Origin of the sequence: Cupriavidus sp. H19C3 (assembly GCF_049393815.1) — a bacterium.
Taxonomy (GTDB): Bacteria; Pseudomonadota; Gammaproteobacteria; order Burkholderiales; family Burkholderiaceae; genus Cupriavidus.
The window spans coordinates 3,517,551-3,532,012 of record NZ_CP184985.1 but is presented as its reverse complement, the minus strand read 5'-3'; the positions used below and the strand labels follow the sequence as shown (position 1 = coordinate 3,532,012).

9 protein-coding genes and 2 rRNA genes are annotated in these 14,462 nt (G+C 63.5%); 3 read left to right on the top strand and 8 right to left on the bottom strand.

Translation table 11 applies throughout. The annotated features are described in order from the left end of the window. The first annotated feature begins 170 nt into the window (after positions 1 to 170). Positions 171 to 1,367 (top strand): ABC transporter substrate-binding protein, encoded by a 1,197-nt coding sequence (locus DFLDMN_RS16365; RefSeq protein WP_423195925.1) that lies wholly within the window; start codon positions 171 to 173, stop codon positions 1,365 to 1,367. Positions 1,368 to 1,445: 78 nt separating this feature from the next. Here DFLDMN_RS16365 and DFLDMN_RS16360 read toward each other — a convergent pair whose 3' ends face one another. From DFLDMN_RS16360 to DFLDMN_RS16340, 5 genes are all read right to left on the bottom strand, one after another. Continuing rightward, the gene (locus DFLDMN_RS16360) at positions 1,446 to 2,510 is read right to left on the bottom strand and encodes an ABC transporter ATP-binding protein (protein ID WP_423195924.1); all 1,065 of its coding nucleotides are present in this window, start codon (positions 2,508 to 2,510) and stop codon (positions 1,446 to 1,448) included. Continuing rightward, positions 2,507 to 3,505, bottom strand: coding sequence for an ABC transporter ATP-binding protein (locus DFLDMN_RS16355; protein ID WP_423195923.1), 999 nt, complete (start codon positions 3,503 to 3,505; stop codon positions 2,507 to 2,509). The genes DFLDMN_RS16360 and DFLDMN_RS16355 overlap by 4 nt, the downstream gene beginning before the upstream one ends. Positions 3,506 to 3,521: 16 nt before the next feature. Further along, on the bottom strand, positions 3,522 to 4,466 hold the full coding sequence (locus tag DFLDMN_RS16350) for an ABC transporter permease (RefSeq protein WP_423195922.1): 945 nt from the start codon (positions 4,464 to 4,466) through the stop codon (positions 3,522 to 3,524). A 4-nt stretch (positions 4,467 to 4,470) separates the two neighbouring features. Continuing rightward, entirely contained in the window at positions 4,471 to 5,448 is a 978-nt protein-coding gene (locus DFLDMN_RS16345) for an ABC transporter permease (protein ID WP_423195921.1), read from the bottom strand. 256 nt (positions 5,449 to 5,704) lie between these two features. Then, on the bottom strand, positions 5,705 to 7,297 hold the full coding sequence (locus DFLDMN_RS16340; protein ID WP_423195920.1) for an ABC transporter substrate-binding protein: 1,593 nt from the start codon (positions 7,295 to 7,297) through the stop codon (positions 5,705 to 5,707). A gap of 438 nt (positions 7,298 to 7,735) precedes the next feature. Here DFLDMN_RS16340 and DFLDMN_RS16335 point away from each other — a divergent pair, with 438 nt between their 5' ends. Together DFLDMN_RS16335 and DFLDMN_RS16330 are read left to right on the top strand one after the other, a co-directional pair. Further along, on the top strand, positions 7,736 to 8,929 hold the full coding sequence (locus tag DFLDMN_RS16335) for a M20 aminoacylase family protein (RefSeq protein ID WP_423198446.1): 1,194 nt from the start codon (positions 7,736 to 7,738) through the stop codon (positions 8,927 to 8,929). 24 nt (positions 8,930 to 8,953) lie between these two features. Then, on the top strand, positions 8,954 to 9,994 hold the full coding sequence (locus tag DFLDMN_RS16330; protein ID WP_423195919.1) for a DUF2891 domain-containing protein: 1,041 nt from the start codon (positions 8,954 to 8,956) through the stop codon (positions 9,992 to 9,994). Positions 9,995 to 10,039: 45 nt separating this feature from the next. Here the strand turns inward: DFLDMN_RS16330 and DFLDMN_RS16325 are convergent, their stop codons facing one another. The 3 genes from DFLDMN_RS16325 to DFLDMN_RS16315 form a co-directional block, all read right to left on the bottom strand. Beyond that, positions 10,040 to 11,080: a DUF3047 domain-containing protein gene (locus DFLDMN_RS16325; protein ID WP_423195918.1), complete on the bottom strand. Its 1,041-nt coding sequence runs from the start codon at positions 11,078 to 11,080 to the stop codon at positions 10,040 to 10,042. 209 nt (positions 11,081 to 11,289) lie between these two features. Further along, positions 11,290 to 11,403: ribosomal RNA gene (gene rrf / locus DFLDMN_RS16320) — 5S ribosomal RNA — on the bottom strand. A gap of 149 nt (positions 11,404 to 11,552) precedes the next feature. Beyond that, positions 11,553 to 14,431, bottom strand: a 23S ribosomal RNA gene (locus DFLDMN_RS16315). Positions 14,432 to 14,462: the final 31 nt, after the last annotated feature.

Here is a 14,462-nt window from a genome sequence, read left to right as displayed (position 1 = left end):
TATTCGATTATGATGTCCCGGCGCTTTTGGGCCGGGCCGGCGGTTTCCGCCCGGCGGCCCAAAAGCGCGCGAAATGTCCGGTCGGCATGACCGGAGGCCCCTGGTACCGGCGTCAGACCGGGGTGGGCCGCACCTCCAACAAGAAGCATTTGATTGACGGGGCTATCACAATGGTTTTGCAATCAGGGGTCAAGCGCCGGCAGTTCGCCGGCCTGCTGGTGGCGTGCGCCATCGGCGCCTGCGGCGTACCTGGCGCCGCATCTGCCGCCCTCACGGCACCGGCGGAAATCGGCGTCACCGCCGACACCATCCTGCTCGGCCAGTCGGCCGCACTGACCGGTCCGACCGCCACGCTCGGCAAGGAAATGAATGCGGGCGCGCGCCTGTACTTCGACTTCGTCAACCAGACCGGCGGCGTGTTCGGACGCAAGATCGAGCTGCAGGTCCTCGACGACGGCTACGAGCCGGACGAAGCGGTCAAGAATACGAAGAAGCTGATCGAGGACAGCCGCGTCTTCGCGCTGTTCGGCTACGTCGGCACCCCCACCTCGCAGGCTGCCGTACCGCTCGCCAACCAGGCCCACGTGCCGTTCTTCGCCCCGCTCAGCGGCGCGCAGTCGCTGCGCGAGCCGCGCAGCCGCTATGTATTCCACGTGCGCGCCGGCTACGACGACGAGACCCAGGCCATCGTGCGCCAGATCCGCACCACCGGACTCAAGCGCGTGGCGGTGGTCTACAACGACGACGCCTATGGCAAGTCCGGCCTGGAGGGCGTGGAGCGCGCGATCAGGAACCTGCCCGCGGACAGCGGCGTGCAACTGGTGTCGCGCTCCACCGTGGTGCGCAATACGATCGAGATCGGCGATGCCATGCAGGAAACGCTCAAGGCCAAACCCGATGCCGTGGTGCTGGTCAGCGCGTACCGCACGGTCGGCACGTTTGTGAAGGAAGCGCTGCGCCGCGGTTACAGCGGCCAGTTCTACAACGTCTCGTTTGTCGGCACGCAGGCGCTCGCCAAGGAAGTGGGTCCGCAAGGTAGCGGCGTGATCATCTCGCAGGTCATGCCGCACCCGGGCAATGCCACGCTGCCGGTGGTGCGCGAGTACCTGCGCCTGCTGCAGGCGGCGGGCCGGCAGAACGCATTCGACTACGCCAGCATCGAGGGCTTTATCGCCGCCAAGGCGTTTGTCGAGGGGCTGCGCCGGACCGGCCGCGACCTCACGCGCGAGAAGTTCGTCAGCACGCTCGAAACCATGCGCAATGTCGACCTGGGCGGCTTTGTCATCCAGTTCGGTCCGGACAGCCACGTGGGTTCGAAGTTCGTCGAGATGACGATCATCAATTCGCGTGGGGTGGTGATCCGCTGAAGGCGGGGCACTGGCCCTGCCGCGCCCTCTCCCGCCGACGGGAGAGGGTCCTGCCCTCCCGGGCGTCGAGCCCGCCGGCTAGGCCATATCGTTGAGATGGCACGCCGACCAGCGCGCCGGCGCAATCTCCTTCAATGCCGGCTGCTCCGCCTTGCACCGCTCCATCGCATGCGGACAGCGCGGATGGAAGTGGCATCCCGTGGGCGGATGCAACGGTGACGGAATCTCGCCGCGAATCGCCACGTAGGTTTTCTTGGCGACCTCCAGCTTCGGCGCCTCGGCCAGCAGTGCCTGCGTATAGGGATGGTTGGGCGAGGCGAATACCGCCTCGGTCGGCGCGGACTCCACCACGCGCCCCAGGTACATGATCACCACGCGGTCGCTGATGTGCTTGACCACGCCCAGGTCGTGGCTGATGAACAGGTACGTCAGGTTCAGCTCTTCGCGCAGGCGCATGAACAGGTTCAGCACCTGCGCCTGGATCGAGACGTCGAGCGCCGCCACCGATTCGTCGCATACCAGGAATTCGGGTCTGACCGCGAGCGCGCGGGCAATGCCGATGCGCGCGCGCTGCCCGCCCGAGAACTGGTGCGGAAAGCGGCGCAGCACGGTGGGGTCGAGCCCGACGCGCACCAGCATGTCCTCCACATAGGCCTTCTGCTGCGCCTTGGGCACGAGGCCGTGCACGACCGGCGCCTCGCCCACGATATCGAGCACGCGCAGACGCGGATTCAGCGAGGCATACGGATCCTGGAAGATCATCTGGATCGCCAGTTGCCGCTCGCGCTTCTTGTCCGGCGGCAGACGGTCGAGATCGGAGCCGCGCCACAGCCGCTCGCCCTCGGTCAGCGAATGCAGGCCCACCGCCATCCGGCCGAGCGTGGACTTGCCGCAGCCGGACTCCCCGACCAGCCCCACTACCTCGCCGGTGCGGATCGCCAGGTCGACACGGTCGACCGCATGCACCACTTCCTCGCGCATGCGTGCGCCCAGTACGTTGGCGATCCTGGCTGCCGCATCGAGCGATTTGACAAAGCGCTTGGAGACGCCGCGCAGCTCCAGCAACGGCGCCACCGGCGTGGTACCCGCGGCATGCGTTGCGGGCGCGGTCGCACCCGCGGTATCGATCACGGGCGTATTCATGCGGCCTCCTGACGGACGGCAACCGGGTGGAAGCAGCGCAGATGCCGGCCGTCGGGCATCTGTCCGAGCGGCGGCTCGGTGCGGCAGATATCGGTCGCGTACGGGCAGCGCTCGCGGAACGCGCAGCCGGCGGGCAGGTTCAGCAGCGACGGCGTCATGCCCGGAATCTGCCGCAACGGCGCGCCGCGCGGATTGCGCGACGGGGCCGAACCGATCAGGCCATGGGTGTAGGGATGCCCCGGATGTTCGAGCACCTGTCGCACGCTGCCCGACTCCACGATGCGGCCCGCGTACATCACGCAGACGCTGTCGGCCAGGCCGGCCACCACGGAGAGGTCGTGCGTGATCCAGATCAGCGCGGTTCCCGATTCGCGGCACAGCGTCTGCATTTCGTAGAGGATCTGGCCCTGGATGGTGACGTCGAGCGCGGTGGTGGGCTCGTCGGCAATGATCAGGTCCGGCTTGTTGAGCAGCGCGATGGCAATCGCCACGCGTTGCCGCATGCCGCCCGAAAACTGGTGCGGATACGCCTGCAGCCGCTCGTCCGGCGACGGAATGCCGACACGCGCCAGCGCGTTGCGCGCGCGCTCGCGCGCCACCGCCTTGCCGACCTTCTCGTGCGCGAGCACCGCCTCGATCATCTGCGTGTCGATGCGCAGGACCGGGTTCAGCGTCATCATCGGGTCCTGGAAGATCATGGCGATGCGATTGCCGCGCACGTCGCGCTGCTGGGCCGGCGTCAGTGCGCGCAGGTCGCGCGTCACGCCGTCGCGGCTGGTCAGCGCGATGCGGCCGTCCACCACCTTGCCGGGCGGGTCGATCAATCCCATGATCGAATAGCCGGTCATCGACTTGCCCGAGCCGGATTCGCCGACCAGACCCATGATCTCGCCACGTCCGACCGTGAACGAAACATCATCGACCGCGCGCGCCACGCCGGCCCGCGTAAAGAAATGCGTCTTCAGGTTTTCCACCACCAGGGTAGGCTGGCTCATCTTGGCGCTCCCGGGGTCATTGCGTCTGCAGACGCGGGTTCAGCACGTCGCGCAGCTGGTCCGCGACGAGGTTCATGGCTACGATCGTCACCACGAGTGCGATGCCGGGAAAGACGCTGATCCAGTATTTGCCGGACAGCAGGAACTGCTGGCCATTGGCGATCAGCGAACCGAGCGAGGGCTCGGTCACCGGCACGCCCAGCCCCAGGAACGACAGCGTCGCCTCGAGCGTGATGGCCGACGCCACCTGCAGCGCCGCGATCACGATCAGCGGCGGCAGGCAGTTGGGCAGCAGGTGGCGGAACATGATGCGCCCCGGCGGCAGGCCGAGGCAGGTCGCGGCCTCGATATACTCCTTGCGCCGCTCTACCAGCGCCGCGCTGCGCGTGGTGCGCGCGTAATACGCCCATTGCACCGCTACCAGCGCAATCACGATATTGCCGATGCCGCGGCCGAGCAGCGCGAGCAGGATCAGCGCCAGCAGGATCGGCGGAAACGACAGCTGCAGGTCGGCGATGCGCATCACCAGCGCTTCGGTGCGCCCGCCCAGAAAGCCGGCCAGCAGGCCCAGCGTGGCACCGACCATCAGCGCGATGACCGTGCTTGCCACGCCCACCGCGATGCTGATGCGCAGGCCGTACATCACCGCCGACAGCACGTCGCGGCCCTGCTCGTCGGTGCCGAGCACGAACAGCATGCCATCGTCGCCGCGCTCGCCCGGCATGCGGAAGTTGTCGAGAATATTGACCGCCGACAGATCGTACGGATTCTGCGGCGACAGCAGCGGCGCGAACAGCGCGATCAGCAGGATCACCAGCAGGATCAGCAGCCCGCCCACGGCCAGCCGGCTCGCGACGAACTGCGTGGCAAAGCGGCGCCACGGCGTCTGCTCGCGCGGCGGCGTGGTCACAGTGGAAGCGCCGGTGGGCTGTCCAGGTTGGGGTGCGGTAGTCAGGCTCATGGCGTCAACCCTTGTTGTCGGCGATGCGCACGCGCGGGTCGAGCATGCTGTAGACGATGTCGACCACGAGGTTGATCAGGATGAACAGCGTCACGACCACCATCAGGTACGCGACGATCACGGGCCGGTCCAGCAGCTGGATCGAGTCGATGATCAGCTTGCCCATGCCGGGCCACGCGTAGATCGACTCGGTCACGATCGCAAACGCGATGATCGAACCAAACTGCAATGCGATTACCGTCACGATCGGGATCAGGATGTTCTTGAGCACATGCACGCCTACGATGCGCGCGTTGGACAGGCCCTTGGCGCGTGCGAACTTCACGTAGTCCTGCAGCATCGCCTCCTGCGTGCCCGCACGCGTCAGGCGAATCACCATGGCGATATTGAGCAGGGACAGCGTCACGGCGGGCAGGATCAGGTGTCTGAGACCGTCGAGGGTCAGGAAGCTCAGCGGCACCCCGAGCACCGACACGGTCTCGCCGCGCCCGTTCGACGGCAGCCAGCCCAGCTGCACCGCGAACACCATGATCAGCATCAGGCCCACCCAGAACGTCGGCAGCGAAAAGCCGAGGATCGAGACCGTCATGATGGTCTTGGCGGCCGGGCCGTCGGGACGCAGGCCGGCCCACAGGCCCAGCGGAATGCCGAGGAAGATCGCCAGCAGGATCGCGCAGACCGCCAGTTCCAGCGTGGCCGGCATGCGTTCGAAGATCAGCTTGAGCGCCGGCGTGCCATGGGCGAACGACGTGCCGAGGTTACCGTGCAGCGCGTTCTGCAGAAAGATCCAGTATTGCTCCCACAACGGCTTGTCGAGGCCCAGCGCCGCCACGGTGCGGCGGATGTCCTCCTGGTCGGCCTGCGGGCTGATCAGGATATCGACCGGATTGCCGATGGCGAACACGCCAAGAAACACGAGCAGCGACATGACGAGGAGCACGACCACGCTCTGCATCAGGCGCCGGATGATGAAGACCAGCATGGTTGGGGACACTATCCTTTCGCGGACGTTCGCCATTGGCGCCCGCGTGTTCGCGTTGGCGCGACCGCCGCGCGCGATGCCAACGGCGCGGTACGGATCGGTCGCGGGCAAACCGCCCGGGCCGGCAGGTACCGGCCCGGGTCGCGATCATGATCTGCCAGCTTATCGCGTTTTTGCGCGCGCGTGATGCCGCGCGCCCTGGCGCACCCTGACACCCCAGGGCGCCGCGCGGTCCGGCGCGGCGCCCGCAGCCGCGTTATTGCGGCTTGAAGTTGTGCGCATAGGTACGTTCGTCGGTACGCGGCACGTAACTGATGCCCTTCACCGTGGCCCAGGTCGTCACCTGCTGGTGGACCGGGATGATGCCGCCGTCGTTGATGCCGATCGCGGTGGCTTCCTGCAACAGCTTGGAGCGCTCGTTGTCGTCCACCGTGGCCAGCGCCTTCTCCAGCACGGCATCCATCTTCGGATTGCAGTACTCGCCCCAGTTCACGGTGCCGAAGCCCTTCTTCGAGTCCTCGCATGCCAGCAGCGCGCGCAGCGGCGAGCTGACCTCGCCGGTCTGTGCGCCCCAGCCCACCAGGCCAAACGACCACTCGTGCTTGCCGCCCTTGGATGCGTACGTTGCCATCGGCATGCCTTCCACCTTGGTCACGATGCCGACGCGTGTGAGGTTCTGCGCGATGGTCTGCGCGATGCGCTCGTCATTGACGTAGCGGTTGTTCGGCGTATGCAGCGTCAGGCCAAAACCCTGCGGATAACCGGCTTCCGCCAGCAGCTTCCTGGCGCCCTCGGGATCGTACTTGACCGTCTTGAGCGCGGGGTTGTAGCCGAACAGCGTGGGCGGTACCAGGTTGTTGGTCGGCTCCGACAGCCCTTCCATCAGGCGGTCCTTGATGCCCTGACGGTTGATGGCCATGCTGATGGCGTTGCGCACGCGCACGTCCTTCAGCGGATTCTTGTCCATCGGCTGGCCGTCCTTGGTCGTCACGAACGGCGACTTGTCGCGCTTGGTGTCGAAATACAGGTAGATCACGCGGTGCGAGATCTTCGAGAAGAAGTTCAGCTTCGGATCCTGGCGCACCTTGGGCAGGTCCGGCGTCGGCACGTTCTCGATCGCCTGCACATCACCCGACAGCAGGGCCGCCAGGCGCGTGGCCGGGTTCGGGATAAAGCGCAGCGTCACCTTGTCCCAGGCCGGCTTCGGCCCCCAGTAGTCCGGGTTGCGCACCAGTTCGACGCGGTCGTCGCGCGCATAGCTGACGAACTTGAACGGCCCCGTGCCGATCATGCCCTTGCCCTGCGCAAAGTCGTCCGACGACAGACCCTGGGTGGCCTTCTTCTGCACGATAAAGACCGACGTCAGGTCGTTCAGCATCAGCGGATACGGCTGCGCCGTGATCAGCTGGATGGTGTACTTGTCGACGATCTTCTTCTGCACGATCGCCTTGGTATAGACGTCGAACTTGCCCGGGCTGTTCTGGATCGTGGCGGGGCGGTCCAGCGACCACGCCACGTCCTCGGTGGTCAGCTCCGCGCCGTCATGGAACTTCACGCCCTTGCGGATCTTGAATTCCCATGTGGTGTCGTTGAGCAGCTTCCACGATTCGGCCAGGCCCGGAATCACGCGGCTGTCCGGATCGAGCTTGATAAGCGTGTCGAACATGTGCTCCGACACGTTGATATTCGAAAACAGGTTATAGAAGTGCGGATCCATGGAGGTCGGCGGCGAACTCATGGCAATCCGGAGGTCAACGGCCTGGGCCGGCGCGGCCAGCCCGAGGGCACTGGTAAGCAGTACGGCGCCGACTACCTTGCCCAGCGCCTGCTTGACGTTGCGGAGGAACATCGCGCGAATCTCCCTATCGGAAACACGTGAACGGACAGATCAATCACAATCAGCCGCGCGCCGCATTTTGGTGCGGCGCATGACGCGCGGAAGCGGGCACGCGGCTGGCCGGGCACTTCAAGCATGAACTGTTCCAGCAGCCGAACACATGCGCCATGCGGGGAAACCCACCCGCCCATGTCTGCCAGCCAGACGCGGCCCGGACATGGCAACGGTTGCCGTGGGGCCGCGGCGGTCACCCCGATCGATCGATGCGCGACGGCGCGCCTGATGGGAGCCTGATGGGAGCCTGATGGGCGCCTGGTGGGCGCCTGGTGGATACATCGCCGATACGTGTCGGGGCAGTGATCGGCGCGTGACCGGCGGCGCACCCTTTGGCGCTTTGCGAACGGGCGTCGTATGATGAGTGTCTTCAAAGACCGCATCTCCGCCGGCACCATGACACTGCTCCCCGAAATCATTCAGGCCCAGGCCGAAATCCAGAAGATCCGCCGCGACATCCACGCCCATCCCGAGCTGTGCTTCGAGGAACAGCGTACTGCCGACCTGGTCGCGCGCAGTCTCGAGTCATGGGGCATCGAGGTCCATCGCGGCCTGGGCACCACCGGCCTGGTCGGCGTGATTCGCAACGGCAGCAGCCCGCGCACAATCGGCCTGCGTGCCGACATGGACGCCCTGCCGCTGCAGGAAGCCAACACCTTCGGCCATGCCTCGCAACACGCCGGCAAGATGCACGCGTGCGGCCATGACGGTCATACCGCGATGCTGCTCGGCGCGGCGCGCTATCTGGCCGAGCATCGCCAGTTCGACGGCACCGTGCATCTGATCTTCCAGCCGGCCGAGGAAGGTGGCGGCGGCGCGCGCGAAATGATCAAGGACGGCCTGTTCGAGCGCTTTCCGTGCGACGCCGTGTTCGGCATGCACAACTGGCCAGGCATGGCGGCCGGCTCGTTCGGCACCTGCACGGGCCCGTTCATGGCGTCGAGCAACGAGTTCCGCATCGTCGTGCGCGGCAAGGGCGCGCATGCCGCCATGCCGCACAATGGCTCCGACCCGGTCTTCACCGGCGCGCAGATCGTGTCGGCGCTGCAGGGCATCATCACGCGCAACAAGCGCCCGATCGACACCGCGGTGATCTCGGTCACGCAGTTCCACGCCGGCGACGCCACCAATATCGTGCCGAACGAGGCGTGGATCGGCGGCACCGTGCGCACGTTCACGGTACCCGTGCTCGACCTGATCGAGCGACGCATGGAGGAAGTGGCGCGCGCGGTGGCGCAGGCGTTCGACTGCACCATCGAGTTCAATTTCCATCGCAACTATCCGCCGACCATCAATAGCGCCGCCGAAGCTGAATTCGCGGTGGGCGTGGCCAGCGAGCTGGTGGGCGCGGCCAATGTCGATGGCAACTACGAGCCGACCATGGGTGCCGAGGATTTCTCGTTCATGCTGCAGGAGCGGCCGGGTTGCTACCTGTTCATCGGCAACGGCGAAGGCCAGCATCGCGAGTCGGGGCACGGCATGGGTCCGTGCATGCTGCATAACCCCAGCTACGACTTCAACGATGACCTGCTGCCCGTGGGCTCGACGTTCTTCGTCAAGCTCGTGGAAAAATGGCTGGCCCCGGCCTGACGCGCGTACGCCCCTAGACACGCCATGGCACACCCATCGCTGGACGACCACGCCGCCGCGCGCTTTGCACGCGTCGCGCTCGACAATATCGTGCGACGCTACCCGTACAAGGTCGATCACCTGATGACCGGCCCGCACGACCTGGTGGCGCCGGAAGTCATGCACCCTGTCTTCTACGGCAGCTACGACTGGCATTCGAGCGTGCATATGCACTGGCTGCTGGTGCGCCTGCTCGCGCTACGGCCCGCGCTGGACTGTGCCGGCGAGATCCGCGCCACACTCGATGCGCAACTGCGTCCCGAGGCACTGGCCGCCGAGCTCGCCTATTTCGAACTGGCCGGCTCGCGCACGTTCGAGCGGCCCTATGGCTGGGCCTGGCTGCTGCGCCTGCAGGCCGAGTTGCGTGCACTGGCATCCACCGATCCACAGGCAGCACGCTGGGCCGACGCCTGCGCGCCGCTCGCGAGCCACCTGGCGCAGCGGATGATCGACTATCTGGAGATCGCCGACTTCCCGATCCGCACCGGCACGCATTTCAACAGCGCCTTCGCGCTGATCATGGCGTGGTGCTACGTCAATACCGACACGCATCCGGCGCTGCGCAAGGCCATCGTGCGGCGCGCGCACCGGTGGTTCGGCCACGACCAGCGCTATCCGGCGCGCTACGAGCCCGGCGGCGACGAATTCCTCTCCGGCGGCATGACCGAGGCCGTGCTGATGCGCTATGTGCTCGACGGCTGCGACTACGGCGAATGGTGGGAGATGTTCGCGCCCGCGCAGAGCGATCTGGCTACGTGGCTGACACCGGTGCTGGTCAGCGATCGCACCGATCCCAAGCTCTCGCACCTCGACGGGCTCAACCTGTCACGCGCGTGGTGCTGGCGCCTGCTCGGCCCCGCCCTGCCTGAATCGCTGCAACCGCTCGCGGAACGCGCGTGGGCCGCGCATCTGGAAGCATCGTTGCCGCAGGCGGTCGACGGCCACTATGTGGCGACGCACTGGCTGGCGTCGTTCGCGCTGCTCGCGCTGGAGGACAAGCCCGAACCGCTGGTGTGTTCCATCTAAGGGCGCGAGCGGAGGACTGCCAGGCCCGCGCTCGATGCCATGCGTTCAATCGAGCGCGATATCGCCGTACCAGGCCTCGACCCGGCTGCGGGTGTTGTCCGTGTCGGTCATCAGACCGACCGCGATCACCTTGCCGGGCTCCGTGCCAAATGCCTTGCGATAATCCGCGCGCAGGTCGCGCTCATGGCAACGCCACTGGTTGGCGTGACGGGAGCCGGAGTCGACCACGATCATGCGCACACGGTCGGTATATGGATTGGGTAACACCGTGCCCTCGGCGCGGCGGCCGCCCCAGATATACATCAGCGTGGCATAGGGCATCTCGCGGCCGGTGGTGATACGGGCCATCTCCAACATCAGCTGGTCGCGCAGCGATAGCGTGGAATGATCGCCGTCGAAGGCGACAAACAGCCGCAGCGGCGCATCCTCGCGCTGCTTCTGGCTGTTGTCGGCATTGCGGATGACATCGCGGGTCTTCCATGTCCAGCGGATAGCTCCTGCATTGCGCTGGGCCAGCGGCACGTAGAGTCCGGACGCTGAGCTGTCCGCCTCGGCATGGAGCACGAGGCGCTGGTCGACTTCGGTCAGCGCATAACGCGTAGCCGCCTTGTTGCGATTGATGGTCCATGGCTGCCAGCCCGCCGGCAGGCGCGCCGCGCTACCGGGCGGCATTGCGGCGACAGGCACCGCTTCGGAAAACAGCGGCAGCGCGTCCAGCAGCGGATGAACGACGGGCACCTCGGCATCGTCGTCGGCATCGCTGCCATCGCCGCTACCGGCGCCGGAGTCCGCGTGTCCCGCGCCCGCCGATACCACTGGTGCCGTGCGATTGACGAGCTCGAGCGGGTCCTTGGCATAGGCCGGACCGGCGGCACTGGAAACGGAAGGGTGGGAAACGAGAATGCCGGGATTGGCCGCGTTCTGACTGGCTTTTTCCGCGAACGTCTTGCAATCGATCGCGGAGAGCGCGGCGAGATTGGCGGGGTCTGGTGGTGGATCCGGCGGTATCGCCGTCGATGCACATCCGGCAAGCAACAGCATGCCTGCCACGCCAGTCCAGGCTGGCTGTAACGTCCTGACCCCCATCTCACCCCACCCCGAATGCCTTTGCCGCTGACCTGATGCGCGGCTTGGCTGTTGCCGACTGCTTCATTCCGATGACCAGATGCCGGAACTTGGGGCGACAATATCAGAAGCGTGGGGACGGCAGGAATGCTCCGCGACCCTGAAGCGAATTCGCGTTGCAAAAAAACAAAACCCCCCAGCGGTAAAGCTGGGGGGTTCTGGGGATAAGAGCCTGGCGATGACCTACTTTCACACGGGTAGTCCGCACTATCATCGGCGCGGAGTTGTTTCACGGTCCTGTTCGGGATGGGAAGGGGTGGTTCCAACTCGCTATGGTCACCAGGCATGAGGGGTTGCCGGGCTGACGCGAAGGCGGTCAGCGCGGCGAATCGGGGTGTAGTAAAGGTTGGGTACTGCTTGTGTATTGGGGTTGTGCTTGTACTGGCCAAGGCGGCACAGCTGAACTCGTCACTGGGCAAGACACACCAGTTATAGGATCAAGCCTTACGGGCAATTAGTACTGGTTAGCTTAACGCATTACTGCGCTTCCACACCCAGCCTATCAACGTCCTGGTCTCGAACGACCCTTCAAGGAGGTCAAGCCTCCAGGGAATCCTCATCTTCAGGCGAGTTTCCCGCTTAGATGCTTTCAGCGGTTATCTCTTCCGTACATAGCTACCCTGCGATGCCTCTGGCGAGACAACAGGTACACCAGCGGTACGTCCACTCCGGTCCTCTCGTACTAGGAGCAGCCCCCGTCAAGATTCCAACGCCCACGGCAGATAGGGACCAAACTGTCTCACGACGTTTTAAACCCAGCTCACGTACCTCTTTAAATGGCGAACAGCCATACCCTTGGGACCGGCTACAGCCCCAGGATGAGATGAGCCGACATCGAGGTGCCAAACACCGCCGTCGATATGAACTCTTGGGCGGTATCAGCCTGTTATCCCCAGAGTACCTTTTATCCGTTGAGCGATGGCCCTTCCATTCAGAACCACCGGATCACTATGTCCTGCTTTCGCACCTGCTCGACTTGTCGGTCTCGCAGTTAAGCACGCTTTTGCCATTGCACTTTAGGTACGATGTCCGACCGTACCAAGCGTACCTTCGAACTCCTCCGTTACACTTTGGGAGGAGACCGCCCCAGTCAAACTGCCTACCATGCACTGTCCCCGACCCGGATTCACGGGCCAAGGTTAGAACCTCAAACAAACCAGGGTGGTATTTCAAGGACGGCTCCACGAGAACTAGCGTCCTCGCTTCAAAGCCTCCCACCTATCCTACACAGACCGGTTCAAAGTCCAATGCAAAGCTACAGTAAAGGTTCATGGGGTCTTTCCGTCTAGCCGCGGGGAGATTGCATCATCACAAACACTTCAACTTCGCTGAGTCTCGGGAGGAGACAGTGTGGCCATCGTTACGCCATTCGTGCAGGTCGGAACTTACCCGACAAGGAATTTCGCTACCTTAGGACCGTTATAGTTACGGCCGCCGTTTACCGGGACTTCAATCAAGAGCTTGCACCCCATCATTTAATCTTCCGGCACCGGGCAGGCGTCACACCCTATACGTCCACTTTCGTGTTTGCAGAGTGCTGTGTTTTTATTAAACAGTCGCAGCCACCATTTTATTGCAACCCCTTCACCCTTCTGGCGCAGGCCAGTCAAGCTACCAGGGCGTACCTTATCCCGAAGTTACGGTACCAATTTGCCGAGTTCCTTCTCCCGAGTTCTCTCAAGCGCCTTAGAATACTCATCTCGCCCACCTGTGTCGGTTTGCGGTACGGTCTCGTATGACTGAAGCTTAGAGGCTTTTCTTGGAACCACTTCCGATTGCTTCGCAGCATAAAGCCGCTCGCCCCACATCCTTGAATTCCGCGCCCGGATTTGCCTGAGCGCCTTCTCCAATGCAGGGACCGGGACTTCCAACACCCGGACAACCTTCCGCGATCCGTCCCCCCATCGCATCATACGACGGTGCAGGAATATTAACCTGCTTCCCATCAGCTACGCATCTCTGCCTCGCCTTAGGGGCCGACTCACCCTACGCCGATGAACGTTGCGTAGGAAACCTTGGGCTTACGGCGAGGGGGCCTTTCACCCCCTTTATCGCTACTCATGTCAGCATTCGCACTTCTGATACCTCCAGCATCCTTTACAAGACACCTTCACAGGCTTACAGAACGCTCTCCTACCACGCAATTGCTTGCGTCCGCAGCTTCGGTGACTGGCTTAGCCCCGTTACATCTTCCGCGCAGGACGACTCGATCAGTGAGCTATTACGCTTTCTTTAAAGGGTGGCTGCTTCTAAGCCAACCTCCTGACTGTTTTAGCCTTCCCACTTCGTTTCCCACTTAGCCAATCTTGGGGACCTTAGCTGGCGGTCTGGGTTGTTTCCCTCTTGACACCGGACGTTAGCACCCGATGTCTGTCTCCCGTGATTGCACTCTTCGGTATTCGGAGTTTGCTATGGCGGGGTAATCAGCAATAGACCCCCCAACCATGACAGTGCTCTACCCCCGAAGGTGAGACACGAGGCACTACCTAAATAGTTTTCGGAGAGAACCAGCTATTTCCAGATTTGTTTAGCCTTTCACCCCTATCCACAGCTCATCCCCTAGTTTTTCAACACTAGTGGGTTCGGTCCTCCAGTACGTGTTACCGCACCTTCAACCTGGCCATGGATAGATCATCTGGTTTCGGGTCTACACCCAGCGACTCAACGCCCTGTTCGGACTCGCTTTCGCTACGCCTTCCCTAATCGGTTAAGCTTGCCACTGAATGTAAGTCGCTGACCCATTATACAAAAGGTACGCCGTCACCCCCGAAAGGGCTCCGACTGTTTGTATGCATGCGGTTTCAGGATCTATTTCACTCCCCTCCCGGGGTTCTTTTCGCCTTTCCCTCACGGTACTGGTTCACTATCGGTCGATCACGAGTATTTAGCCTTGGAGGATGGTCCCCCCATCTTCAGACAGGATTTCACGTGTCCCGCCCTACTTGTCGTACACCTAGTTCCACAATCGTGTTTTCGCATACAGGGCTATCACCTGCTATGGCCGGGCTTTCCATCCCGTTCTGCTAACACCACTGCTAAAGAGTACAAGGCTCTTCCCATTTCGTTCGCCACTACTTTGGGAATCTCGGTTGATTTCTGTTCCTGCAGCTACTTAGATGTTTCAGTTCGCCGCGTTCGCTTCCCTTGCCTATGTATTCAGCAAGGGATGACCCATTCGGGCCGGGTTTCCCCATTCGGATATCTTCGGATCAATGCTCGTTTGCCAGCTCCCCGAAGCTTTTCGCAGGCTACCGCGTCCTTCATCGCCTGTGATCGCCAAGGCATCCACCACATGCACTTGTTCGCTTGACCCTATAACAAGTGTGTCTCCAGGATTTACATC

Bases quoted from the DNA above. Each gene is read 5' to 3' on its own strand.
- DFLDMN_RS16335 (WP_423198446.1), top strand. From the start codon at position 7,736: ATGACACTGCTCCCCGAAATCATTCAGGCCCAGGCCGAAATCCAGAAG.
- DFLDMN_RS16355 (WP_423195923.1), bottom strand. From the start codon at position 3,505: ATGAGCCAGCCTACCCTGGTGGTGGAAAACCTGAAGACGCATTTCTTT.
- DFLDMN_RS16365 (WP_423195925.1), top strand. From the start codon at position 171: ATGGTTTTGCAATCAGGGGTCAAGCGCCGGCAGTTCGCCGGCCTGCTG.
- DFLDMN_RS16330 (WP_423195919.1), top strand. From the start codon at position 8,954: ATGGCACACCCATCGCTGGACGACCACGCCGCCGCGCGCTTTGCACGC.
- DFLDMN_RS16345 (WP_423195921.1), bottom strand. From the start codon at position 5,448: ATGCTGGTCTTCATCATCCGGCGCCTGATGCAGAGCGTGGTCGTGCTC.
- DFLDMN_RS16350 (WP_423195922.1), bottom strand. From the start codon at position 4,466: ATGAGCCTGACTACCGCACCCCAACCTGGACAGCCCACCGGCGCTTCC.
- DFLDMN_RS16325 (WP_423195918.1), bottom strand. From the start codon at position 11,080: ATGGGGGTCAGGACGTTACAGCCAGCCTGGACTGGCGTGGCAGGCATG.
- DFLDMN_RS16340 (WP_423195920.1), bottom strand. From the start codon at position 7,297: ATGTTCCTCCGCAACGTCAAGCAGGCGCTGGGCAAGGTAGTCGGCGCC.
- DFLDMN_RS16360 (WP_423195924.1), bottom strand. From the start codon at position 2,510: ATGAATACGCCCGTGATCGATACCGCGGGTGCGACCGCGCCCGCAACG.